Source organism: Parasedimentitalea maritima (genome assembly GCF_005771405.1).
Taxonomy (GTDB): Bacteria; Pseudomonadota; Alphaproteobacteria; order Rhodobacterales; family Rhodobacteraceae; genus Parasedimentitalea; species Parasedimentitalea maritima.
The window spans coordinates 138788-163621 of record NZ_VAUA01000004.1; the positions used below are offsets into that span (position 1 = coordinate 138788).

Annotated in this window: 21 protein-coding genes and 1 pseudogene; 13 read left to right on the plus strand and 9 right to left on the minus strand. The window is 51.9% G+C overall.

The window, feature by feature from the left end:
* Positions 1 to 73 precede the first annotated feature (73 nt).
* The 4 genes from FEE96_RS23970 to FEE96_RS09275 all read right to left on the minus strand — a co-directional run bounded on the left by FEE96_RS23970 (position 74) and on the right by FEE96_RS09275 (position 2869).
* Complete coding sequence (locus tag FEE96_RS23970; RefSeq protein WP_280817677.1) at positions 74 to 208, minus strand: hypothetical protein; 135 nt, start codon at positions 206 to 208, stop codon at positions 74 to 76.
* Positions 209 to 393: 185 nt separating this feature from the next.
* On the minus strand, positions 394 to 792 hold the full coding sequence (locus tag FEE96_RS09265) for a (deoxy)nucleoside triphosphate pyrophosphohydrolase (protein WP_138162755.1): 399 nt from the start codon (positions 790 to 792) through the stop codon (positions 394 to 396).
* Positions 789 to 2015, minus strand: coding sequence for a bifunctional glutamate N-acetyltransferase/amino-acid acetyltransferase ArgJ (gene argJ / locus FEE96_RS09270; RefSeq protein WP_138162756.1), 1227 nt, complete (start codon positions 2013 to 2015; stop codon positions 789 to 791). The genes FEE96_RS09265 and argJ overlap by 4 nt, the downstream gene beginning before the upstream one ends.
* 2 nt (positions 2016 to 2017) lie before the next feature.
* Positions 2018 to 2869, minus strand: a complete 852-nt coding sequence (locus tag FEE96_RS09275; RefSeq protein WP_138162757.1) for a peptidylprolyl isomerase — start codon at positions 2867 to 2869, stop codon at positions 2018 to 2020.
* A gap of 177 nt (positions 2870 to 3046) precedes the next feature.
* Here FEE96_RS09275 and secA point away from each other — a divergent pair, with 177 nt between their 5' ends.
* From secA to FEE96_RS09290, 3 genes are all read left to right on the plus strand, one after another.
* Positions 3047 to 5740 (plus strand): preprotein translocase subunit SecA, encoded by a 2694-nt coding sequence (gene secA, locus FEE96_RS09280; protein ID WP_138162758.1) that lies wholly within the window; start codon positions 3047 to 3049, stop codon positions 5738 to 5740.
* Positions 5741 to 5857: 117 nt separating this feature from the next.
* A complete protein-coding gene (locus FEE96_RS09285) occupies positions 5858 to 6763 on the plus strand; it encodes a hypothetical protein (RefSeq protein ID WP_138162759.1) in 906 nt (301 codons plus the stop codon).
* Positions 6764 to 6786: 23 nt separating this feature from the next.
* Positions 6787 to 8343 carry a substrate-binding domain-containing protein gene (locus tag FEE96_RS09290; RefSeq protein ID WP_138162760.1) on the plus strand — a complete coding sequence of 519 codons (1557 nt, stop codon included), beginning with the start codon at positions 6787 to 6789 and terminating at the stop codon, positions 8341 to 8343.
* A gap of 24 nt (positions 8344 to 8367) precedes the next feature.
* Here FEE96_RS09290 and radC read toward each other — a convergent pair whose 3' ends face one another.
* The 3 genes from radC to dnaK form a co-directional block, all read right to left on the minus strand.
* Positions 8368 to 9132, minus strand: coding sequence for a RadC family protein (gene radC / locus FEE96_RS09295; RefSeq protein ID WP_138162761.1), 765 nt, complete (start codon positions 9130 to 9132; stop codon positions 8368 to 8370).
* A 168-nt stretch (positions 9133 to 9300) separates the two neighbouring features.
* A complete protein-coding gene (gene dnaJ, locus FEE96_RS09300) occupies positions 9301 to 10473 on the minus strand; it encodes a molecular chaperone DnaJ (protein WP_138162762.1) in 1173 nt (390 codons plus the stop codon).
* 77 nt (positions 10474 to 10550) lie between these two features.
* The gene (dnaK, locus tag FEE96_RS09305; RefSeq protein WP_138162763.1) at positions 10551 to 12458 is read right to left on the minus strand and encodes a molecular chaperone DnaK; all 1908 of its coding nucleotides are present in this window, start codon (positions 12456 to 12458) and stop codon (positions 10551 to 10553) included.
* A gap of 213 nt (positions 12459 to 12671) precedes the next feature.
* Between dnaK and FEE96_RS09310 the strand changes: the two genes are divergently transcribed.
* Both FEE96_RS09310 and FEE96_RS09315 read left to right on the plus strand, forming a co-directional pair.
* Entirely contained in the window at positions 12672 to 13274 is a 603-nt protein-coding gene (locus FEE96_RS09310) for an alpha-ketoglutarate-dependent dioxygenase AlkB family protein (protein ID WP_138163012.1), read from the plus strand.
* 70 nt (positions 13275 to 13344) lie between these two features.
* Positions 13345 to 14220: a lysophospholipid acyltransferase family protein gene (locus FEE96_RS09315; protein ID WP_138162764.1), complete on the plus strand. Its 876-nt coding sequence runs from the start codon at positions 13345 to 13347 to the stop codon at positions 14218 to 14220.
* Positions 14221 to 14222: 2 nt separating this feature from the next.
* Here the strand turns inward: FEE96_RS09315 and FEE96_RS09320 are convergent, their stop codons facing one another.
* Both FEE96_RS09320 and FEE96_RS09325 read right to left on the minus strand, forming a co-directional pair.
* A complete protein-coding gene (locus FEE96_RS09320; protein ID WP_281278361.1) occupies positions 14223 to 14756 on the minus strand; it encodes an SH3 domain-containing protein in 534 nt (177 codons plus the stop codon).
* A gap of 80 nt (positions 14757 to 14836) precedes the next feature.
* Positions 14837 to 15658: an ABC transporter permease gene (locus FEE96_RS09325; RefSeq protein WP_138162765.1), complete on the minus strand. Its 822-nt coding sequence runs from the start codon at positions 15656 to 15658 to the stop codon at positions 14837 to 14839.
* A gap of 120 nt (positions 15659 to 15778) precedes the next feature.
* Between FEE96_RS09325 and cysQ the strand changes: the two genes are divergently transcribed.
* From cysQ to FEE96_RS09365, 8 genes and pseudogenes are all read left to right on the plus strand, one after another.
* On the plus strand, positions 15779 to 16600 hold the full coding sequence (gene cysQ / locus FEE96_RS09330; protein WP_138162766.1) for a 3'(2'),5'-bisphosphate nucleotidase CysQ: 822 nt from the start codon (positions 15779 to 15781) through the stop codon (positions 16598 to 16600).
* Positions 16600 to 17400 (plus strand): 3-deoxy-manno-octulosonate cytidylyltransferase, encoded by an 801-nt coding sequence (locus FEE96_RS09335; protein WP_138162767.1) that lies wholly within the window; start codon positions 16600 to 16602, stop codon positions 17398 to 17400. Before cysQ ends, FEE96_RS09335 begins: the two co-directional genes overlap by 1 nt.
* A 191-nt stretch (positions 17401 to 17591) precedes the next feature.
* The gene (gene galU / locus FEE96_RS09340) at positions 17592 to 18485 is read left to right on the plus strand and encodes a UTP--glucose-1-phosphate uridylyltransferase GalU (protein WP_138162768.1); all 894 of its coding nucleotides are present in this window, start codon (positions 17592 to 17594) and stop codon (positions 18483 to 18485) included.
* Between the two features lie 40 nt (positions 18486 to 18525).
* Positions 18526 to 19509, plus strand: coding sequence for a UDP-glucose 4-epimerase GalE (galE, locus tag FEE96_RS09345; protein ID WP_138162769.1), 984 nt, complete (start codon positions 18526 to 18528; stop codon positions 19507 to 19509).
* Between the two features lie 124 nt (positions 19510 to 19633).
* Positions 19634 to 20551, plus strand: coding sequence for a glycosyltransferase family 2 protein (locus FEE96_RS09350; protein WP_342770965.1), 918 nt, complete (start codon positions 19634 to 19636; stop codon positions 20549 to 20551).
* Positions 20552 to 20716: 165 nt separating this feature from the next.
* Positions 20717 to 21703, plus strand: a complete 987-nt coding sequence (locus tag FEE96_RS09355) for a glycosyltransferase family 2 protein (RefSeq protein ID WP_138163015.1) — start codon at positions 20717 to 20719, stop codon at positions 21701 to 21703.
* Positions 21700 to 23400: a DUF5927 domain-containing protein gene (locus tag FEE96_RS09360; protein WP_138162770.1), complete on the plus strand. Its 1701-nt coding sequence runs from the start codon at positions 21700 to 21702 to the stop codon at positions 23398 to 23400. The genes FEE96_RS09355 and FEE96_RS09360 overlap by 4 nt, the downstream gene beginning before the upstream one ends.
* A 6-nt stretch (positions 23401 to 23406) precedes the next feature.
* Positions 23407 to 24833 (plus strand): annotated as a pseudogene (locus FEE96_RS09365) (sulfotransferase family 2 domain-containing protein).
* Position 24834 lies beyond the last annotated feature (1 nt).

Here is a 24834-nt window from a genome sequence, read left to right on the forward strand (position 1 = left end):
CTATATAAGAAAAGAGGGCTACTTCTGGAGTAGCCCTCGCAAATCTGTGCCGTGAGTGTGGTAGGTAGAAGTGTTACGCCGCCGCTTTGATTGGACGACCTTCGTATACTTTTTGGCCGACTTTTACGGCGATTTTTCCATCTGGTAGTGCACGGACATAGGTGCCTTGAACTGAAACACATGAGCCCATTGTGATTGTACGTAGCATGTCAAATCCTCCCCAAAGGAACTACATTGGAATAAGTCTAACCCTAGTTGACATGATTTTGACACAATAAACGTTAACAAAGTGTTCATAAATCCCGCCAAACTTTACCTAATTGGCGCACATATGACGAAAAGACACTATATGAGGTGGTTTGCCATGAATGGTTCAAGCCGCGAGCGACATTTTTAGATCCAGTCGCGCAGCACCGGAATTAGAGGTACATCAGCTGCCGGCATTGGATAACTTCTTAAATCTCCGGGTCTGACCCACTTAAGTGTCTGATCTTCTTGAGGATGCGGTATGCCCTGCCACTTTCGGCAAGCAAAGAGCGGCATCAACAAATGAAAGTCATCATAGCTGTGACTCGCAAATGTCAGCGGAGCCAAGCACGAAGACCAGGTGTTGATACCTAGTTCTTCTTCTAACTCCCGGATTAAAGCTGCTTCTGGGGTTTCGCCTAGCTCTACTTTGCCACCTGGAAACTCCCACAGGCCAGCCATAGACTTCCCCTCAGGACGCTGAGCAAGCAATACCCGCCCCTCAACGTCGATTAGGGCTACAGCCGAAACAAGAACCGTTTTCATGATCGGTAATCCGCATTTATTTCTATATAGCCGTGGGTCAAATCGCAGGTCCATACGGTAGCTTTGCCATCGCCCAGCCCCAAGTCGACCTTAAGAATGATTTCGTCGCGCTTCATAAGTTCGGCGGCGTCCTCTTCACGGTAGTCAGGCGATACCCAGCCCTTTTCAGCTACAAGAACATCCCCAAATGAAATGGACAACAGATCACGGTCTGCCATCGCGCCAGATTTCCCAACGGCCATAACCACGCGCCCCCAATTTGGGTCTTCACCAGCGATGGCTGTCTTAACTAGAGGTGAGTTGGCAATCGAAAGTCCATGAACTTTGGCTTCTGCATCTGAGACCGCACCGGTAACTTGAATTTCAACAAACTTAGTCGCGCCTTCTCCATCGCGAACAACCTGGTGCGCCAGATCCAGCATTACGGATTCCAATGCGACAGCAAAGTCGTTGTTACCCTTAACGTCAACGCCTGACGCTCCGGTTGCACAGAGCATTAGGCTATCGGATGTTGAGGTGTCGCTGTCGACAGTGATGCAATTGAAGGAACGGTTGCAGAGTTTAGCCAGCAGCAATTGTAGGTCAGAGTCAGCCAGTTTGGCATCGGTGAAAATGTAGACCAGCATAGTGGCCATATCCGGCGCAATCATTCCCGAACCTTTGGCGATCCCTGCAATAGAGACCGTTTGACCGTCAACTTGGATCTGTGCCGATGCACCCTTCGCAAAGGTGTCGGTTGTCATGATGGCCTCAGCAGCGTCTTTGATCCCGACTTCATTAAGATCGTCCACCAAGCAGTTGATTTTGGCAGTTATGCGATCATGAGGTAGCGGTTCGCCAATCACGCCAGTTGAGGCGGTAAAGACACGGGAGGCAGGCAAGCCGGTTGCTACTGCAACGGCCTCAGTGATCTCAGCCACTGAAGTTTGGCCAAAATGTCCGGTAAAAGCATTGGAGTTACCTGAATTGACCAAAATTGCTGTGCCCACCTGAGACTCAGCGCCTAGCTTATCCTGACAATCGCGCACTGGTGCTGAGCGCGTGGCTGACTTGGTGAATACCCCAGCTACCGTGGTACCTGGATCCATTTGGGCCAGCATAACATCAGTCCGACCCTGATACTTGACACCAGCCGCCGCCGAGGCAAAGCGAACTCCCTTGATAACAGGGAGATCCGGGAATGCAGCAGGTGCCAGAGGCGAGCGAGACAGCGATTGCGCCATAGTTAGTTCCTTACGAGATCAAGGTTTTGAAGAATCGCCGGGTCTAGATCTTCAACTTCCGGACGCTCGATTTCAGCTGAGGTGGTTAGTTCGTTTACACGCGCTTCAACCGCTTCGTTTTGCAGCTTGGTGGCCAAATCTTCGCGAACAGCCTCAAACTCTGGAGCGGATGTTTTTCGGCGTTCATTCAAAATAATCACGTGCCAGCCAAACTGTGTTTGGATGGGATCGGAGACCTCACCCGACTTTAACTTAAGCACGGCTTCTTCGAATTCGGGTACCATACGGCCTTTGCCAAACCAACCAAGCTCGCCTCCACTGGGGCCAGAGGGGCCGGTAGATTTTTCTTGAGCAAGTGTTGCGAAGTTGGCGCCGGCATCCAGCTCCAATTTCACGATTTGAGCTTCTTCTTCGGTTTCGACCAAAATGTGCGAAGCATTGAACTCATCGCCACCATCACCATCCGAGTATTCGGCATCATAAGCGGCGAGCAAATCTTCCTCGGTCGTAGCTTTTCGCATTACTGTTTCAATTACTTCTGCGGCAAGCAGTGACCGCGACTCGTTTTCAAGCGAGAGTTCGATGTAATGAGGAACTTCGCCGTGCAATGCTTGCTTTAGGGCCGTCTGTTGGATCAATTGGTCCAAAATCGCGTTGTATAAAACGTCTGCGGGCAGCTGTTGATACTGCGCGGGTAATGTTGCGCGCGACAAAATCATGTGGCCAATAGTAATTTCTTCACCGTTAACAACGGCAACAACTGTATTGGCATGCGGGGCAGCTGTAACAGGTACCGGCAACATCAATAGAGCGGACATAGCCACACCGGACAAAAAAGTGATACCTTTGCGCATTCAATTCTTCCTATTTTTATGCCGTAAAACGGGCATAGCGTTGACACTGTATACCCTGCCGCTTACATCGATTTGTGGCCTTCGGCAGGACCGTCTTTCTCCCTTTGTTTATGGGTTGCAGGCAGGACGGGCAAGCCTACCTAATTTTAGGGCCAGAGACAGGACGTTGGAGAACACATGCTGGGTATCGGAACAATCGCCAAAAAGGTTTTCGGGACACCGAATGACCGCAAGATCAAGGCGACAAAGCCGCTGATCGCAAAGATCAATGCGCTGGAACCCGAGTTTCAAAAACTCAGCGACGAGGGCCTTAAGGAAAAGACTGACGAACTGCGCAAGCGGGCGCTTGATGGCACTTCGCTCGACGAGCTTTTGCCTGAAGCATTTGCCAATGTGCGTGAAGCAGCGCGACGCGCCCTAGGCCTGCGCGCCTTTGACACCCAATTGATGGGTGGCACGTTTTTGCATCAGGGCAGCATTTCCGAGATGAAAACTGGCGAGGGTAAAACTCTTGTTGCAACATTCCCGGCCTATTTGAATGCCCTAACCGGCAAAGGCGTTCATGTGGTCACGGTGAATGAATACCTTGCCAAGCGAGATTCTGAGTGGATGGGTAAGGTGTTTGCCCAATTGGGTATGACCACGGGTGTCATCTGGTCCAATATGCCTGAGGCCGAGAAAAAGGCTGCCTATGCCAGTGATATTACCTATGCCACCAATAACGAATTAGGCTTCGACTATCTTCGCGATAATATGAAGTCCGATTTGGATCAACTGTTCCAAAAGTTTCACAACTTCGCAATTGTCGACGAAGTTGACAGTATTTTGATTGATGAAGCGCGGACACCCCTGATCATCTCTGGCCCTGCCGAAGACCGATCGGAGATGTATTCAACTATTGATGCCGTCATTCCGCTTCTAAATGATGATCACTATGAACTGGACGAAAAAACCCGCGGTGTAACTTTCACCGAGGATGGCAACGAATATCTGGAACAGCAGCTACTAGAGCGCGGTCTTCTACCCGAAGGCGCCACACTGTATGATCCGGAAAGCACTACTGTTGTACACCACGTAAATCAGGCGTTGCGCGCTCACAAACTGTTCCAACGCGATAAAGACTACATCGTTCGTGACGGCGAGGTGGTTTTGATTGACGAATTTACGGGTCGCATGATGGCCGGGCGTCGCATGTCCGAGGGTCTGCATCAGGCGATTGAAGCTAAGGAAGAGGTGACGATCCAGCCGGAGAACACCACACTGGCTTCGGTTACCTTCCAGAACTATTTCCGTCTGTACGACAAACTATCGGGCATGACGGGTACCGCACTGACCGAGGCTGAGGAATTTGCCGAGATTTATGGGTTGGGAGTGGTGGAAGTTCCCACCAACAAACCGATTGCACGCGTCGACGAAGACGACCGTGTTTATCGAACGGCAGCCGAAAAATATACTGCCATGATTGATGAGGCCAAAGTGGCTCATGCCAAAGGGCAGCCCGTTCTACTTGGTACAACGTCGATTGAAAAATCTGAACTGTTAAGCCAACTTCTGGAGAAGGAAGGCGTTAAACACAACGTTCTGAACGCACGCCAACATGAGCAGGAAGCACAGATTGTTGCGGATGCGGGTCGTCTGAATGCGGTAACTATTGCTACCAACATGGCTGGTCGCGGTACGGATATTCAACTTGGCGGTAACGTCGAAATGAAGGTTCTGGAGGTACTGGAAGCAAACCCAGACGCTGACCCAGCGGTTTTGCGTTCTGAAGAAGAGGCGCGCCACACTGAAGAAAAGCAAAAAGTGATCGAGGCTGGCGGATTGATGGTCATGGCGTCTGAACGCCACGAAAGCCGTCGTATCGACAACCAGCTTCGTGGCCGCTCTGGTCGTCAGGGTGATCCAGGCCTAACCCGGTTCTACCTAAGCCTTGAAGACGATCTGATGCGTATTTTTGGCTCAGAGCGGTTAGACAAGTTGTTGACAACGCTGGGTATGAAAGAGGGCGAAGCCATCATTCACCCCTGGGTGAACAAGTCGCTGGAGCGTGCTCAGGCTAAGGTCGAGGGTCGTAACTTTGACATGCGCAAGAACGTGTTGAAGTTCGACGATGTGATGAATGATCAACGTAAAGTAATCTTTGGCCAACGCCGTGAGATTATGGCCGCTGCGGATCTATCTGATATTGTTGGTGATATGCGGCACGAGGTCATTGATGACCTGCTGGATGTTCACATGCCACCCAAAACCTACGCTGATCAGTGGGATACTGAAGCTCTGCACGATCAGGCTTTGGAAAAGTTGGGTATTGACGTTCCCGTTGTTGATTGGGCTGCCGAAGAAGGCGTGGATGATGAAGAAATCCGTGAGCGCCTGATCAAGGAAAGCGACGAGTTGATGGCCAAAAAGGCCTCTGCTTTTGGCCCGGAAAATATGCGCAACATTGAAAAGCAGATCTTGTTGCAGACCATTGATACAAAATGGCGTGAGCATCTTTTAACGTTGGAGCATTTGCGCTCAGTTGTTGGGTTCCGTGGTTACGCTCAGAGAGACCCGCTGAACGAGTACAAAAACGAGAGTTTCCAGCTGTTTGAAAGCATGTTGGATGGGCTACGGGAAACTGTTAGCCAGCAGTTGAGCCATATTCGTCCAATGAACGAAGAAGAGCAGCAGAAAATGCTACTTGAAATGGCTGCTCGACAAGCGGCAATTCAAGGTGCAGCAAGTGCGCCTGTGCAAGCCCCAGCGGGAGAGGCAGCGCCAGGTTTTGTTGAAGATGATCCGACAACTTGGGGTAGCCCGTCGCGTAACGATAAATGTCCTTGTGGATCCGGCCAAAAGTTCAAACACTGCCACGGCAAACTGGCCTAATTCATAGTCCGATAGGGGTGAATTAGTTAAATTTGCCTGAATCAAACCGAAAGGCGGCCACAAACTGGTCGCCTTTCTGCGTCATTCTATATTCACTTACCTGGTGGAGAGAATGTGATGTTAAACAAGCGTATGATGGTTATGAGCGGAGCAACGTTGGTTTCGGCGCTTGCTATTGGATTCGTCATGCAGGAAGGCTCGGCAGCCAGAGCCCCTCAGGAAACCGCTGCTGCTGAGGCTGACTTGATACTGCAGGAAATCACCTTGACCTCTATTGCATCAGCTGAGCCCCCTGCTGCTGCAGAACGTGATGCTGTAGCATTCGAAGCAAAACGGGTCGAAGTAAGACCGGTTGGCGCTTCGTGTGAGGCGACTGCTTCGGCTACGGCTGTTGAACAAGCCAATGTTCATCTTACGTTTTCTGCCCCATGCCACGGAAACGCGCGGGTTACCGTGCATCATTCGGGGCTTATGTTTACAGCAACCACGAATGATGATGGCGACCTGGACATGCAGGTACCTGCGTTGACTGAAACGGCGGTCTACATTGTCGAGCTGGCCTCGGGACCTGGTGCTGTCGCTTCTACTCAGGTGAGTGGTCTAGATCAGATAGACCGGGTGGCGTTGCAATGGACAGGAAACAGCGGTTTCGAAATCCACGCACGTGAATTTGGTGCGCAATATGGTCAGGCTGGTCATATCTGGTCGGGAGCAAATGCGAATAGTCAGACTAGTCAGGTACAGCGGCTGGGTGATGCGAACCAATTGGCGCCCCGTATGGTCGAGGTCTACAGTTTCGCCCGAAATACAGCCGAAAACAGCGGAATAGTTGCCCTGAGCATCGAGGCTGAAGTTTCGGCTATCAACTGTGGTCGTGAAATTTCTGCACAGACGCTTGAATTGCGTGAAGACCGAAAGTTGAGAACTCGGGATCTGGAGTTGTCGATGCCAAATTGTAATGCAATTGGTGATTTTCTGGTGTTGAATAATCTTGTAGAAGACCTGAAAATCGCCTCAAAGTGATTTGCGGTTAATCAGGGTTTCCTATGGCTTGGTATCGTGCGGCGTTTAGTGCCGCACTCTTTCTTTTTAGCTCAACGCTTGTTGCAACTGCGCAGGACGTAACGCTCTCCTCACCAGACGGAGCCGTTGCGATCACTGGCGATCTGTTGGGGTTTGACGGTCAGTTCTATCGGGTAGACACCCAGTTTGGTGAATTGACTGTGGATGGATCAGGGGTGACCTGCGATGGGCCGGGTTGCCCAAGTCTATCGAGCTTTATTGCCGAGCTGACCCTGTCAGGATCTTCAACGATGGCCGAGGTGCTGCTACCTGCGCTGATCGAAGGATTTGCGTTGAGAAACGGCTATCAGACCCGCCGTGACAGCCTGCCCGACGGAAATTTTGACTATCTTCTTTTGCAAGGGGACCAAATCCCGGTCGCGCGGTTCACCTTTTTGGTTAGCAACACAGACGAAGGTTTTGCTGATCTTTTGGCTAACGAAGCGGACATGGTGATGGCATCACGTGAGATCCGGCCAGAAGAGCGCAAGTTGGCGCAAGACGCTGGTATGGGTGATATGACTGGCGCCAGCCGCAGCCGCGTCCTGGCATTGGATGCTTTGGTGCCCATAGTGGCACCGGCTAATCCTGTAACCAACATACCGGTTCCACAGCTTGCACAGGTGTTTGCTGGAAAAATTACGAATTGGCAGGAACTCGGCGGCCCGGATGCCCCGATTTCACTTCATCTCCCGGTAGCCGGATCGGGATTGGCTCAGGCCGTCGAAGATCGACTGTTGAAACCCGCAAACGTGTCTCTGTCTCAGGATCTGCGTCGCCACGACCGGAGCAGCGGTTTGGCGCGGGCTGTGACGACGGATCCATTTGCCATCGGTATTGCCAGTTATGCTGAGACGGGTACAGCACGCACGCTGACCTTAAGCGGCGCTTGTGGTTTTGCGGTCGCAGCAGGACGGCGCGCTATTAAGACTGAGGATTACCCGCTGAGTGCGCCAATGTTCTTGTATTTGCCAGCGCGGCGACTTCCCAAGATTGCTCGCGATTTTCTGAGTTATGCACGTGGGCCGGCCGCCCAAATTGTGATTCGTCGTGCAGGGTTTGTTGACCAGGCTCCCGAGGAAATTCCGGTGAAAGCACAGGGGCAACGGCTGGCAAATGCTATTCAGGCCGCTGGTGATGAAGTTGATCTCGTAGAGCTTCAGCGCTTGGTCGCTTTACTGGGGGGAATGCAACGTCTGACTACGTCCTTTCGGTTCGAAACCGGATCAACACGGCCGGATGCGCAATCCCGTGCTAACATCGCCCAGCTGTCCCGCGCGATTGAAGTCGGGGATTATGATGCCAAGAGGTTGGTCTTTGTAGGTTTCTCCGACGGGGAGGGACCGGCTGAGGGTAATCGGAAAATTGCGATGAAGCGCGCCGAAGCGGTGAGAGATGCAGTGGTCAAAGCCGCAGAGACCGCCAATATGGAGCGTTTGCAGGTTGACGTAGATGCCTTTGGCGAAGCTCTTCCAATGGCTTGCGATGACAGTGGATGGGGCCGTCAAGTGAACCGCCGGGTTGAGGTCTGGTTGCGCTGACTGGTGCCGCGGGTGCACGGGTTTCTATAGATAGCCTTCGGTGCGAAAGCTCAGTTCTCGGGATTTTCCGATAATCAGGTGATCATGGAGCACCAACCCCAACGCCAGTAGTGCGGTGTTTATCCTATCGGTCATGTCTATGTCACTTTCCGAAGGGGTTGGGTCCCCAGAGGGGTGATTGTGAACGAGAATCAGTGCGCTAGCGTTTAGCTCTAATGCGCGTTTTGCGACTTCGCGCGGATAAACCGGGACATGGTCAACCGTGCCTCGGGCCTGCTCTTCATCGGCGATCAGGACATTTTTGCGATCAAGGAACAAGACACGGAATTGTTCAGTTTCGCGATGCGCCATGGTTGTATGACAATAGTCCAGAACAGCATCCCAGCCTGAGATAACCTGTCTTTGCATTACCTTGGACCGGGCCATCCGGTGTGCCGCGGCCTCAAGTATCTTGAGGTCGGTGATGACTGCTGCACCAATGCCCACAACTTCTTTCAAACGTTCAGGAGGCGCGGTTACGACTCGGTTGAAGTCTTGAAATTTGTCTAGCAAAGCACGGGCTACAGGTTTGACGTCGCGGCGCGGAATCGAACGGAACAGGACAAGTTCCAGTAACTCGTAGTCGGGCATTGCAGCTGCGCCACCTTGCGTGAACCGTTCACGAAGACGGGCTCGGTGGTCTTGGATGTACGAAGGTAGCCGACCTTTTGGGAGCGGCTCTAACGTCGCTTCTTCCCCGCCCTGAAACAGCGGCAGAGAGGTGTCGTGAAAGGCGCCTCGCCGTGTCATAGGGACAGTTTTCTGCCTCTATGGTTGATAAAGCGTTAACGTCGATGGTTTGATGGCTGACCAAAAAAGTGCCGATTGGGTCTATTGGCGACAACAAGCTTTTCTTCGGCGTATGAAAAAGGCGCCAACTGGTGAGCTGGCGCCTTTTAATGATCAATATTGCAGACCTTATTGGCTTTTCATCGAATCCCAGAAACTCTTCACGGAAGAGAAAAAGCTACCAGATTCTGGGTTGGTGGTATCTTCTGAAAGATCCTCAAACTCGCGTAGCAATTCCTTTTGGCGGCTGGTCAAGCTGACCGGAGTTTCCACCGCTAGTTCAATGAACATGTCGCCTGAAGCACCACCACGCAGGGCTGGCATTCCTTTGGCGCGTAGGCGCATCTGGCGGCCGGACTGGCTGCCTTCGGGAATTTGCACACGTCCACGCCCGCCATCGATGGTAGGTACTTCGATGGCGCCACCCAATGCGGCTTTGGCCATGCTGACTGGAACCCGACAGTAAAGGTTTAGGCCATCACGTTCGAAAAGCTTGTGCGGCGACATTTCGATGAAGATGTAGAGATCGCCGGGAGGGCCGCCCCGCATTCCGGCCTCACCTTCGCCGGATAGACGAATGCGGGTGCCGGTTTCGACGCCAGCCGGGATGTTAACGGATAGAGCCCGGTCTTTTTCGACTCGACCATGACCACCGCAGCTCTTGCAGGGGTTCTTGATAACTTGTCCAAGGCCTGAACAGGTCGGGCAGCCACGTTCAACAGTAAAGAATCCCTGCTGAGCGCGCACCTTGCCCATGCCTGAGCACGTCGGACAAGTTGTAGGTTCAACACCACCTTCGGCCCCGGTTCCCTCGCAGCCGGTACAGCTGACGGCGGTTGGAACGTTGATAGTTTTTTGAAGCCCGGCAAAAGATTCTTCGAGTGTAACGCGGAGATTATAGCGAAGATCTGCACCACGCGCAGCGCGGCGTCCACCGCCACCAGCACCACCGCGTTGGCCACCCATGAAGTCGCCAAACAGGTCGTCAAAAACATCAGAGAAGGCAGATGAGAAGTCGCCGCCGCCGCCGCCAAAGCCTTGGCCTGGGCGCGCGCCGCCGTTTCCACCCATGCCGTTTTCAAAGGCGGCATGACCAAAACGGTCATAGGCGGCTTTCTTGTCGCCGTCTTTCAGAACGTCATAGGCCTCGTTGGCCTCTTTGAACTGCGATTCAGCGTCCGGGTTGTCTTGGTTCCGGTCGGGGTGCAGTTCCTTGGCTTTCTTGCGATAGCCTTTTTTGATTTCGTCGGCAGAGGCCCCTTTGGCCACGCCTAGAATATCATAGTAGTCACGCTTGGACATCGGTTTATCCCTTCTGCCTCAACGAAAGTGGGCCGGCCCTGGTTTCGGACCGGCCCGCTTTGGCCTAGGTTAGTTGCTTAGGCGCGTTTGTCGTCGTCCAGGTCTTCAAAGTCGGCGTCAACGATATCGTCGTCAACGGGACCCGCATCGGCAGCTGTGGGCTCGTCACCCTCTTCTGCTGCGGAAGCTTTGTAGATCGCCTCACCCAGCTTCATAGCCGCTTCGGTTACGTTCTGGATGCCGGACTTGATTTTCTCGGCGTTGTCCGTGTCGATCTCGTCTTTCAACGCAACGATCGCCAACTCGATTGCCTCGATGGTGGTTGGATCCACCTTGTCAGCGTGTTCTTCCATCGACTTTTCAGTCGAGTGAATGAGGCTTTCGGCCTGGTTCTTCGCTTCGATCAACTCGCGGCGTTCTTTATCCGATTCCGCATTATCTTCTGCGTCTTTAACCATCTGTTCGATGTCAGAGTCGGACAAACCACCAGATGCCTGGATAGTGACCTGCTGTTCTTTGCCAGTGCCCTTGTCTTTGGCGCCAACTGACACGATGCCGTTGGCGTCGATGTCAAAGGTCACTTCAATCTGCGGCAGGCCACGCGGCGCTGGTGGGATGCTTTCCAGGTTGAACTGGCCGAGGATCTTGTTGTCCGCAGCCATTTCGCGCTCACCTTGGAACACACGGATGGTCACGGCGTTCTGGTTGTCTTCGGCGGTCGAGAATACCTGCGACTTTTTAGTTGGGATCGTGGTGTTACGATCGATCAGACGTGTGAACACACCACCCAGAGTTTCGATACCCAGAGACAAAGGCGTTACGTCGAGCAGAACTACGTCTTTGACGTCGCCCTGAAGAACACCGGCCTGAATGGCGGCACCCATGGCAACAACTTCGTCTGGATTCACACCTTTGTGTGGCTCTTTACCAAAGAACTTGCTGACTTCCTCGGTGACGCGCGGCATGCGTGTCATACCACCAACCAAAACAACTTCGTCGATGTCGTTCGCGGAAATGCCAGCATCTTTCAATGCCGCAGCACAAGGCTTCAGCGAGGCTTTGATCAGATCTGCAACCAGGCTTTCCAGCTTGGCGCGGGTCAGTTTCAGAACCAAGTGCAGTGGTGCGCCGTCTTTACCCATCGAGATGAACGGTTGGTTGATTTCGGTCTGGCTGGCCGAGGACAGCTCGATCTTAGCTTTTTCAGCGGCTTCTTTCAGACGCTGCAGGGCCATCTTGTCCTTGGACAGGTCAACGCCGTGTTCTTTTTTGAACTGGTCGGCAAGATAGTTGACGATGCGCATGTCAAAGTCTTCGCCACCTAGGAAGGTGTCACCGTTTGTCGATTTGACTTCGAACAGACCGTCGTCGATTTCTAGGATGGTCACATCGAAGGTACCGCCACCAAGGTCATAAACCGCGATAGTCTGGGTCTCTTCTTTGTCCATGCCATAAGCCAACGCAGCCGCAGTCGGCTCGTTGATGATGCGCAGTACTTCAAGGCCAGCAATTTTGCCGGCGTCTTTAGTGGCCTGACGCTGGGCGTCGTTAAAGTACGCAGGAACGGTGATAACCGCCTGAGTGACTTCTTCACCAAGATAGCTCTCAGCGGTTTCTTTCATTTTTCCCAGTGTGAAGGCTGAGATTTGCGAAGGTGAATACTTCTCACCTTGCGCCTCTACCCATGCATCGCCATTGCCACCATCGACAATGCTAAAGGGAACCATTTTCTTGTCTTTTGCGACGGCTGCGTCGGTGTTACGACGGCCGATCAAGCGTTTGACACCAAAAACAGTGTTTTCTGGGTTGGTGACAGCCTGGCGTTTTGCGGGCTGGCCAACCAGACGCTCGTCGTCAGTGAATGCAACGATCGAAGGTGTTGTGCGGGCGCCTTCTGCGTTTTCGATAACGCGAGGCTGCGATCCGTCCATGATAGCCACACAAGAGTTGGTGGTACCCAGGTCAATGCCGATAACTTTGCTCATACTATTTGATCCCTTTACTTCATAAGGCGATTACCCGAGGTCAGAACCCGTTTCGGCATCCAAACCCCGATTCATGTGCGCAATGGCCTACACCATTGTGCGTCTCGGCGTATATAGGGAGCAGAAATGAGCCCTGCAACCGTCACATGGCACCGGTTTATGCGAATCTTGAGGGTTTTTTGAATGGGGTTGGTTAAGAATGGGTGAATGGCGATGACCTTGCTGCGGTTGCGTGGGTTTGAAATTCACAAAGGCTTTATAGATGTGGCGGCACAGCGAGCGCTGATCGAAGCCCTTCGGCCCGTATTAAGAGCCGCACCGTTGTTTTCGCCCACGGTGCCGGGAGGTGGTCAAATGTCAGTGCGGATGACCTCGGCAGGTGCGTTTGGGTGGTATTCAGATGCCTCGGGATATCGTTATTCTCAAACCCATCCTAAAGGGCAGGTATGGCCAGACATCCCTGAGCCGGTGTTAGCGATTTGGCGGAAACTTACCGGTGTCGAGCGGTCTCCTGAGTGTTGTTTATTAAACTTTTATGGCGAAAACGCCCGAATGGGGCTGCACCAGGATAAGGATGAGGAAGATTTCTCTTATCCAGTGGTGTCCATTAGCTTGGGGGATGATGGACTATTTCGTATCGGCAATCAGACGAGAGGCGGTAAGAGCGAATCTATTTGGCTGAGCTCGGGAGATGTGGTTGTGATGGGCGGTGAGGCACGACTGATCTACCACGGTGTAGATCGGATCCGTTTCAAGTCTTCCCGACTGTTGCCCAAGGGCGGGCGAATCAACCTGACATTGAGGGTGGTGACTTGATCACCTCACGTGGCGGAAACTTGCCGAAGGGGTACTTGGCGCAAGCCATGAAACTAACCATATAGATTGCATGATTACACGTCCGGTCAAATACGCTTGGCAACATGTCAGGTATGTCCCTCTCTGGTCTATGCTGACCTTATCCCGTCGGCGTTCTTTTGAGACACGCTCGGCGGCTCTGGGGCGTGCGGTCGGTGGAGTAATGCGCTGGTTCCCGATTGCAAGACGTCGTTTTAACCGCGAAGTGAAGCGGGTGTTTCCTGAAATGACCCGGGATGAGCGGAATTCTTTGCGACGTCAGATGGGGAAGAACATGGGTCAAACCCTGTTCGAAATCTACCACAACGCAGAATTCCACACCCGTTTGAACCGTTTCCATGTTTCAGGTCCCGGACTGGATGCGATTGAAGCAGCCCAAGCTGCTGGAAAGGGGGCCATTATCGTGTCTGGCCATTTTGGCCAGTGGGAAGCTGTGCGCGCCTCTCTTAAAGCACGTGGCATCGAAGTCGGGGCGGTGTATCGCCGCCAAAGCAACCGGCATTATCAGCGACGACTTTTGGCTGGAATCGAAGCAGGCGGGTTGCCAATTATGGAAACCGGGCGGGTTGGTACCAAGACGTTGGTTCGGCATCTTCGAGCTGGTGGAGTGGTTGCAATTTTGTTGGATGAAAAGCACCCTGACGGGGCCAAATTGCCATTTCTAGGCCATCCGGCACTGACGTCACTCGCAGCGGCACAGCTGGCTCTAAAGTATGATTTGCCCATGGTTCCTGCCTATGGAACCCGCATCGGTGATGGCAGTGACTTTGAAGTCAACTATGAAGCGCCAATTGCACATAGTGATGCGGAGACCATGACGCAGACGTTTAATGACAGCCTATCAGAACGTATTCGAGCACACCCTGATCAATGGTACTGGCTGCTGAATCGTTGGAAAGGTGTGTAACGTCAAGGCTGCAGAGAGCAACACCCAGTTATTACTTTGAAATCAATGCCATATTGTATCAGCAGGTCTACCGAAATACCATATTCCCGGTCCGACATACCGTCACTACAGGATCGCGCGGATATGATGCCGGCAAGCGTGTTTCGTGGGTTCGCGCTTGATCTGGCGCTAAAGCCCGTCTTGTGATTGCGGTTTTCAACGCGGTTGTGGGCTACCAGGAAATAGTCTGCCATTTCTCCGTTGATATCAAGAAATGCCCGGGTGCCGTCTAGGGATGAGGACCAGAACGGCTCAGTGCCCGAGCAAGACAGCTTATGTTCCAGGTCGAGCCAAGATCCCGCTTGGGCACGGGCCATGTACCGAAGGGAGACCCAGCCTGATGTCTCGTTTGTATTCACCAACCCCCATTTCCCAGAAGAATCACTCCTTATGACTTCCACCCAATTTTGATCTGGCCCAAGAAAGCCGATGATGGTGGATGAAGCATTAGGCGTGCTGCGAATATTAAGGACGTCGTTACTCGCGACGCCTGCCACGTCATGCAGAGCGGGAAATTCTTGCGCGGATGCTGACAAGGCCGAAATGCAGGCAAGTAGTAAAGTGAAAGCGAGGCGTATCAACGACGCGAACTCCAGCTGGCCGAGACATGACGGCGCGTGTAAAATTCGCCCATCAACCCGATCATGATCAGGACTAGCGACACCCAAGCAGCATATTCCCAGCTACTGTTATGGGGGTTGTAGTTGATGAAAACATAACCCCGTGCCTGGTCAATACAATGGAATAGCGGATTCCAATCGAACATCGACAGCATGTAAGATGGCAGCATGTTTGCAAGGAACATCTTGCCAGATGCGATCATGTTCGCACGTTGGTAAACTGTTGTAACAATGCTTACAAAATTTGGAGCCCATGGTTTGATTACGAGAAGAATCAGGCCAACCCCAACGCCGGATATCCATGACAATAGCAACATCCCAAAGGCGGGGATTGGTTCTTCGATGTGAACCGGAGTGATGACGACGTGATAGGCGAACAGTATGATGAACAGAGATAGAACCTGAATATACAGTGAGCCAATGGCAGCCGACAAAATTGCTACCATTGTGTTCATTGGTGCGTGTTGCATCATTGGGCTGCTGGGTCCTTCAGCGCCTGCAACAGCACCGACAGCTTTTGTGTGGGTGATGAATAGAAAAATACCGGACATCACATAAAGCAAAAAGTCACCGCGAACACCGGACCCGCGCATGTTCAGCACCGAAAACATCACATAGAAGGCAGCAACCATCAAAATGGTCTGCAGAAGGTTCAGCCCAAGTGCCATAAATGCATTGTTGTGCTTAGATCGCACGCTGCGCACGATTGAATGAAAGACCACCTCACACATTGAGAGGAAGCCGGAAAATGCTGACGGTTTTGTGGTTTGGTAAAACATGGGACCTGCGACAGTGATACTCTGCTCAAACTAGCACGGATTTCTTGCTGTTCCGTTGCTACGCCAGCATATAAGGGAAAAGGTGTTTTTTCAACAAATCCTGTGCTGTGGAGTATTCTGGTGAACTACAATGATCTTATTCCCGTGATCCGTCGCCTTTCTATCGAGGCGGGTAATAAAATTATGGAAATCTACAATTCGGACGATTTTGACGTGAAGCAGAAATCTGACGATAGTCCGGTAACCGCGGCGGATGAGGCGGCGGATGCGTTGATTTCGCACGGTCTGCGGTCTGCTTTCCCAGAGATGGCGTTGGTGACAGAAGAGCAGGTGGACTCACATAAAATCAAAGGTGACACGTTTCTGATTGTTGACCCGTTGGACGGGACAAAGGAGTTCATTCACCGCCGTGGCGATTTTACTGTTAACATTGCGTTGGTAGAAAAGGGCGTTCCGACGCGCGGGGTTGTTTATGCTCCGGCAAAAAATCGGCTATTTTACACTGGGCCGGAAGGGCAAACAGTTGAGGAAGTGCTGGTTGTTGGAGCCGACGCTCACCCAATTGAGTTCAATGAGCATATAGCAAGGCCAGAACCGATATCGGTCCGGAAGTCAGACAATGATGCTTTGGAGGTTGTCGCTTCAAAGTCGCACCGAGATCAGGCAACGGATGACTACATCAATAAGTACAATGTCAAAGATAGTAAGAGTGCGGGGTCTTCTTTGAAGTTTTGCCTCGTCGCCACCGGTGAAGCCGATATTTACCCTCGCGTTGGTCGAACCATGGAATGGGATACAGCTGCAGGGCACGCTGTGTTGACGGGTGCTGGCGGAAAAGTGGTGCGGTTCGATGATCACACGCCGTTGGTGTATGGTAAGGATGACTACGCCAACCCGTTCTTTATTGCCTATGCTCCTAGTGTTGAGTTGAAGGAAGCCTGATGTCTGTTCTTGTTGTTATTCCCGCGCGCTATGCATCGAGTCGTTATCCCGGGAAGCCGTTAGTTGAGTTGACAGGGGCCACCGGCGAGAAACGTACATTGATCGAACGGTCTTGGAGGGCAGCGACGGCTGTAGCTGGCGTTGATCGGGTGGTTGTGGCTACAGATGATGATCAAATTCAAGCTGTAGCACAAAGTTTTGGCGCTGAAGTGGTGATGACCTCGTCAAAATGCGTCAATGGTACCGAGCGGTGCGCAGAGGCCTTTGATGCGTTGGGTGGCGGCTTCGATGTTGTGGTGAACCTGCAGGGTGATGCGCCGTTGACGCCGCATTGGTTTGTCGAGGACTTGATTAAGGGCTTGCAGGACGATCCGATGGCTGAAGTGGCCACTCCCGTGCTGCGCTGTGATGGTCGCGCCTTGAATGGGTTTTTGGATGACCGCAAGGAGGATCGGGTTGGTGGTACAACTGCAGTCTTCACTCAGGACCGGCACGCGTTGTATTTCTCCAAAGAAGTGGTGCCCTACACCTCTCGGGTATACAGTGATGACGAGGCGACGCCCGTGTTTCATCATGTAGGAGTCTATGCTTATCGCCCGTCGGCGCTGGGCGCCTACCCACGCTGGGAGGCGGGACCATTGGAAACACTGGAAGGACTGGAGCAATTACGGTTTATGGAACACGGTCGTACATTGCTATGCGTTGAAGTGGATGCGCGCGGCAGGCAATTTTGGGAACTGAACAATCCCGAGGATGTACCGCGGCTGGAAAAGATGATGCGGGAGATGGGGCATCCATAGAAAATGAGGTAACATGATGGCAATATGCCTATGTTAACAGTGGTTGGAATGTGTATACGCTGAGCTACTTATTGAGTTGATGCGGCTAAGATTTTGACCGTTGTTCAATTTTATTTCGACTTGGCCAATACATACAACGATTGCTGCACGGTTGCGATCGTGTCTGAAGAGTAAGATATTGAGAGCTTATTATGCGTAAAAAAGTAACAAAAGCTATTTTTCCTGTGGCTGGCATGGGAACTAGGTTCCTTCCGGCGACTAAATCTGTACCCAAAGAAATTATGACCTTAGTGGATCGCCCATTGGTGCAATACGCCATCGATGAGGCTCGCGCTGCGGGTATCAAAGAATTCATCTTTGTTACCTCCCGTGGCAAAGGGGCACTGGAAGACTATTTTGACCACGCGCCTGTTTTGGAACAAGAATTGCGCAAAAAGGGCAAAGATGAACTTTTGAGTATTCTGAAGTCCACCTACATGGATTCGGGTGCTATTGCTTACCTTCGTCAGCACCGCGCTCTGGGTTTGGGCCATGCCGTTTGGTGCGCGCGTCGTCTGATCGCTAATGAACCTTTTGCGGTCATTCTTCCTGATGATGTGATTGCTGCTGAAACCCCTTGTCTGCAACAAATGGTTGAAGCCTACGAAGAGGTAGGTGGCAATATGGTTGCGGCTATGGAAGTGCCACCTGAGCAAGCTTCATCTTATGGCGTGTTGGACATTGAGAAAGACACGGGTTCTGTCGTTTCAGTCAAAGGCATGGTTGAGAAACCCAAACCGGAAGACGCACCGTCGAACCTGGCTGTGATAGGCCGCTATATTCTTGGACCTTCTGTATTGCGGAACCTGAACAAGATCAAATCGGGGGCTGGTGGAGAAATCCAGCTGACAGATGCCATCGCAAAAGACATTGGTACAGACGTGCCCGTTTCTGGTTACCGGTTCCGTGGGCAGCGTTTTGATTGTGGCTCCAAAGCAGGATTTTTGCAGGCCACAGTTGCTTTTGCATTAGCGCGCGATGATCTGCGCGATGATCTAAGTCGGTACCTTGAAAGTATTTCTCAGGTGACCAAAGCAGCGGAATAAGCTAAATGCTGGCGAATTGTAGGCAGAAGGCACAATAGCAATGGCACATATTTTGGTAACGGGTGGCGCTGGCTATATCGGCTCGCACGCCTGTAAGGCATTGAAACAGGCGGGTTATACTCCTGTCGTCTATGATAATTTGATAACGGGTTGGAAAGATGCAGTAAAATTCGGCCCGTTTGAACAGGGTGATCTGAACGATCGCGCGCGATTGGATCAGGTGTTTGCCAAATACCAGCCTACCGCAGTCATGCATTTTGCGGCTCTCAGCCAAGTTGGGGAAGCGATGAGCCAACCAGGGCGGTATTGGGCAAACAATGTTGGGGGGTCATTGAATTTGATCGAGGCCTCAGTCGCTGCTGACGTTAGGGACTTTGTTTTCTCATCAACTTGTGCCACCTACGGTGAACATGACAATGTGGTGTTGGATGAAAACACGCCGCAGTTGCCGCTGAATGCTTATGGTGCCAGCAAACGAGCAGTTGAAGATATATTGACCGATTTTGAGGCTGCTCATGGTCTGCGCTCGGTTGTTTTCCGCTACTTCAATGTGGCTGGGGCTGACCCCGAAGCCGAAGTGGGCGAATTCCACCGTCCTGAGACACATCTTGTGCCTTTAGTATTGGATGCAATTAACGGCAAACGTGATTCCCTGACGATATTTGGTACCGATTATGACACGCCTGATGGAACCTGCATTCGCGACTATGTGCATGTTTGTGACTTGGTGGATGCACATGTATTGGGTTTGAAGTGGTTGCAGGATGGCAAAGGGAGCCGCGTCTTTAATCTGGGGACCGGTACTGGGTTTTCAGTCCGTGAAGTGATGGATAAGGCCGCAGTTGTTACAGGGAAAGATGTCCCCTGTAACACCGGTGCACGTCGCGCTGGTGATTGCACGAAGCTGGTGTCGGGGTCGACACGTGCAGCAAGTGAACTGGGTTGGGAGCCAACGCGATCAACATTGGAAACTATGATTCACGACGCTTGGAAGTGGCACAAAACAGGCCACTACGAGGCCTGAAATGAAGCGGCAGGGCGCTTCAGCCAAATCGGTTGTAACTGCCGTCGCCGCTTACCGCATGCGGTGGCGTCGACGTCATTTGTTGTGGCGATCGTGGCGTGCTCGGCATCAATTGAACATCAGGATGGATCGCACAAGCGATATCACTGGTGAGCCAATTCTTTGCTTCGCAACCATGCGTAACGAAATCACACGGCTGCCCCACTACCTGGAGCATTACCGGCGGATCGGTGTGTCTCATTTTCTAATTGTGGACAACGACAGTGATGATGGGACTGCCGACTATCTAGCCCAGCAACCGGATGTTTCGATCTGGAGCACCAAGGCAAGCTATAGAGATTCTCGGTTTGGAGTAGATTGGCTAACGTGTTTGCAAATGCGCTATGGGCATGGGGTTTGGTGCTTGACCGCAGATGCAGACGAAATACTGACATATCCGCACGTAGACACCCGGACACTTCGTGATCTAACCAATTGGCTCGATCAGCAGGGTGTGTCGGCTTTTGGTGCGCTGATGCTGGATATGTATCCTAAAGGACCTCTTGGCATTCATGGTTATCAAACGGGAGCTGACCCGTTTGAAACGCTGAATTGGTTCGATGCGCATGGGTACACCTGGGAATATCTGGACCGGTATCGTCATGTTTCTATCCGGGGCGGCCCACGTAAGCGGGTGTTCTTTCAGCAGGACCCAGACCACGCGCCACATTTGCATAAAGTGCCGCTGGTTCGTTGGAGCCGTCGCTTTGCTTACGTTAGTTCCACCCACATAGCTTTGCCTGCATATCTGAATGGGGTATTTGATGCGAGGTTGGATCTGCCTACTGGTGTGTTTTTGCACAGCAAATTTTTGGATGAAGTGGTCGCCAAGTCCGCTGAGGAGAAGATCCGCCAGCAACATTTTACGCATACGGATCGATATGGCGATTACTATGATCAGTTAACTGCGGGGCCAGATCTGTGGTACCCCCAATCGGTTCAATATCAGGGGTGGCAGCAGCTTGAAGCCTTTGGCATGATGACACGAGGGAATTGGCGTTGAACGCGCGAGAGTTCAACGTGCGTTCTCAGATTCTAAGTCCATTGATTAAAGAAAGATATCCATGACATACTGCCTAAAAATAAGGGGCGGCGCGCGCCTTAAATTGGGCGGGTTTCTCTTGATCTGTGGATGGACTAAACGTTGAGCCTTTGGGATTCATACCGGATGCGAGTGCGGCGGAAGCGACGCATTGTGAGGGCGTTGCGCAAGTCCAACGAACTGCGTGTCGTGCAGAACAACACCAACCACATTCGACCTGATGATATTTTGCTGGTCTCCACAGTCCGCAATGAAAAAATCCGGCTGCCGTACTTCCTACATTACTACCGTGGGTTAGGGGTCAATCATTTCCTGTTCGTAGACAATGACAGCACAGACGGCACCGAAGAATATTTGCGTGGGCAGCAGGATGTCTCGTTGTGGCATACTACTGCCAGCTATAGACGGGCAACGTTTGGTGTCGATTGGATGAACCACCTGAAGCGCAAGTTTGCGCATGGGCATTGGACCTTGGTCGTCGATCCGGATGAATTTTTTATCTACCCATTTTGCGATACACGGCCAATTCGTGCTTTGACAGATTGGTTGGATAACTCTGATATCCGCAGTTTTTCGGCGATGTTAATCGATGTCTACCCGAAGGGGAGGATCGACGAAGTACCCTATAGCGCGGGTCAAAATCCACTGGAAATAACTCCTTGGTTTGACAGCGGAAACTATTCGGTCAAGAAAAACCCAACCTATGGCAATTTGTGGATCCAAGGCGGCCCCCGGCGTCGGGTGTTCTTTGCTGACGAACCCGAAAAAGCACCGGCACTGAACAAGATCCCACTGGTGAAATGGGACCGCCGTTATGCTTATGTCAGCTCGACACATGCGCTGTTACCACGCGGGCTGAACCAAGTTTACGAGACCAATGGCGGCGAAAAGGCCAGTGGAGCACTGCTACATACAAAATTCCTGGATACCTTTACCGCTAAAGCAACTGAGGAAGTGACGCGTAACCAACACTATGCCCAATCTGCAGAATATAAGGCCTACGCAGATACAATGCAGGGTCAACCTGACCTGTGGTGTAAATGGAGTGAGAAATATATCAACTGGCGCCAGATAGAGATCCTTGGATTGATGTCCAAAGGAAACTGGGCGTGAGTACTGTTGGTGTCGTCATGCTGGTGCACACGGCACTTGACCGGGCTGAGCAAGTGGCCCGCCATTGGACCGCTGGTGGTTGTCCGGTTGTGCTACACGTAGACGGAAATGTTCCTAACGCGACGTATCGTGCCTTTGCTTCTGCGCTCGCAGATGATCCTTTGGTGCGATTTTCCCGACGCCACCGCTGTGAATGGGGAACCTGGGGGATTGTCGCAGCTTCGCAAAGTGCCTCAGAACTTATGTTGAAAGAGTTTGCGAACGTCCACCATGTCTTTCTGGCATCAGGGTCTTGTTTGCCATTGCGACCGGTGCAAGAGCTGATCGACTATCTGGCAGCAAGGCCGCGCACCGATTTTATCGAAAGCGCCACAACTGCGGATGTACCCTGGACCGTTGGTGGCTTGGATGTTGAACGATTTACCCTTCGCTTCCCGTTCTCATGGAAAAAACATCGGCTTCTGTTTGACCGCTATGTTGATCTTCAACGTAAACTTGGAATGAAGCGCAAGATTCCTGCTGGTCTTGTTCCGCACATGGGCAGTCAATGGTGGTGTTTGACACGGCAGACTTTGTCAGCGATTTTACAAGACCCAGACAGGGCGATTTATGATCGGTACTTCCAAAAGGTGTGGATCCCCGATGAAAGTTACTATCAGACTTTAGTGCGACAGTACTCCGGCAATATCGAAAGTCGGTCACTGACACTATCCAAGTTTGATTTTCAAGGTAAGCCACATATTTTCTACGATGATCATTTGCAGTTGCTTCGCAGATCAGATTGTTTTGTAGCTCGCAAAATCTGGCCAAGAGCCGGGCGGTTGTATCAGGCGTTCCTGACCGATCAGGCTGGCGCGATGAAGAGAACCGAGCCTAACCCAGGCAAAATCGACCGCATTTTTGCAAAAGCGGTAGAGCGACGGACTCGTGGTCGGCAAGGGTTGTATATGCAAAGTCGGGTACCACGGCATGGCGCTGAAAATGGGATAACCTCGAATCCATATTCCATTTTTCAGGGGTTTGCGGAACTGTTCGAAGACTTTGAACCTTGGTTAGCAAGAGCCACTGGTACCCGTGTTCATGGGCACTTGTTTGCGCCCGAACGGGTTGAGTTTGCAGATGGTCAGGTTTTGTTAAACGGAGCACTGACCGATAATCCAAAAACCCGCGACTATAACGCTGATAGCTTTCTTACAAATTTGATCTGGAACACTCGTGGGGAACGACAGTGTTTTCAGTTCGGTCCCGGTGACAATCAGGAAATCAACTGGTTAGTTGCGCGTGATCCGAATGCGCAGGTTTCGGTCATCTCAGGGGCTTGGGCTGTTCCGTTGTTCAAGTCGAACCGCAATTTTGCCGATCTCAGAAAAGAAGCCGCAAGGTTGCAACGGATCGAGAGCGAGCATTTGACTGTCTTACGGTCGCATTACACCAAGGCGCGAGTTCGGATTTGGACAATGGCAGAATTCATTGAGGCGCCCATGGAGCCTATTCAGACCATTGTCGATGAAATTGGCCTGTTGCAGCAACGCCGGTTGAGCGAGGCACCGACAATGTTGGATCTGGATGGGTTTGGCCAGTTTCTTCAAAATCTCAAAAATCAGGGCATGCATCCCTATTTGATGGGGGATTTCCCTGTAGAGCAGGGACCGGTCAACATGCCGAAACCACCTCGTAAACCCTATTTGGTGCGATAATCCATTATGACAGACAAGTATGATTACTTTATTGTTTTGCCGAAATGCGGACGGGTTCCAATTTTTTAGAGACCAATCTGAATGGTTTTTCTGGTCTTTGCTGTCATGGTGAGGCTTTTAACCCGCACTTTATTGGCTATCCAAACTCTACTGAGATTTTGGGAGTTAGTCAGGATGATCGAGACAACGACCCCGCGCGTTTGATCGGTGAGATAAAGTCTCAAGCCGGGGCGTTGGGCGGGTTTCGCTACTTCCATGATCACGACCCGCGTGTGTTAGATATCGCTCTGGAAGACCCGCGATGTGCTAAAATAATCCTGACCCGAAATCCGTTGGACAGCTATGTGTCCTGGAAAATTGCTGTAGCGACTGGTCAGTGGAAGCTGACAAATGTGACGCGCCGCAAAGAGGCGTTGGCAGAGTTCGACGGCGCAGAATTTGCGCATCACGTTGATGCCTTGCAGGATTTTCAAGTGCTATTGCTTAACCGCCTACAAAAGAGCGGGCAGTCTCCGTTTTATGTTGCCTATGAGGATTTACCGAGCGTCGAAGTGATGAATGGCTTAGCACGTTGGTTAGGGCTGGATGAGCAAGTGGAGGCGCTGGATGATAGTTTGAAGCGTCAGAACCCTGCACCAGTTACAGCCAAGGTGGCCAATGTCGAAGAAATGGAAACCGCGCTGTCAGGCATGGACCGTTTCAATCTCTCACGCACGCCAAACTTTGAACCTCGTCGTGGCCCAGCAGTCCCTGGTTACGTGGCTGGAGTGGTAACACCGCTGCTGTATATGCCAATCAAAGGCGGCCCCGAGGCAGAGGTGATTAACTGGTTGGCCGGGCTGGATCGCGTTGCGGTAGACGGGTTGATTAGTAAGATGAACCAAAAGCAATTGCGGATATGGCGGCGAGGCAATCCAGGATATCGCAGTTTTACTGTATTGCGTCATCCTGTGGCTCGAGCTCATACAGTATTCTGTCAAAAAATCTTGTCGGCGGGTCCGGATAATTACCGAAAGATCCGCGAGACCCTACGGAGAAAATTCAAGGTTCCGCTGCCTAAAAACGGACCTGACGCAAGTTATTCAATTGTTGATCATCGCGCTGCATTTGAGGGATTCTTGGAGTTCCTGCGCGTCAATTTGGCAGGTCAGACGGCAATTCGCGTTGATGACGCCTGGGCAAGTCAATCACAGTCAATTTCAGGTTTTTCCGACTTGAGTGTGCCGGATTTTGTGTTCCGCGAGGAGGAGCTCGCTGAGGAATTGCCACATCTGGCACGTCGTGTTGGGCGGATGGAGCCTGGTGAGCTGGTTACGGCTGCAAAAGACACGCCCTACGCGTTGGAAGACATCTATGATGCCGCGTTAGAGGAGAAAGTAGCCAAAATCTACCATCGAGACTACTTGATGTTTGGCTTTGGCCCCTGGCGGTAGC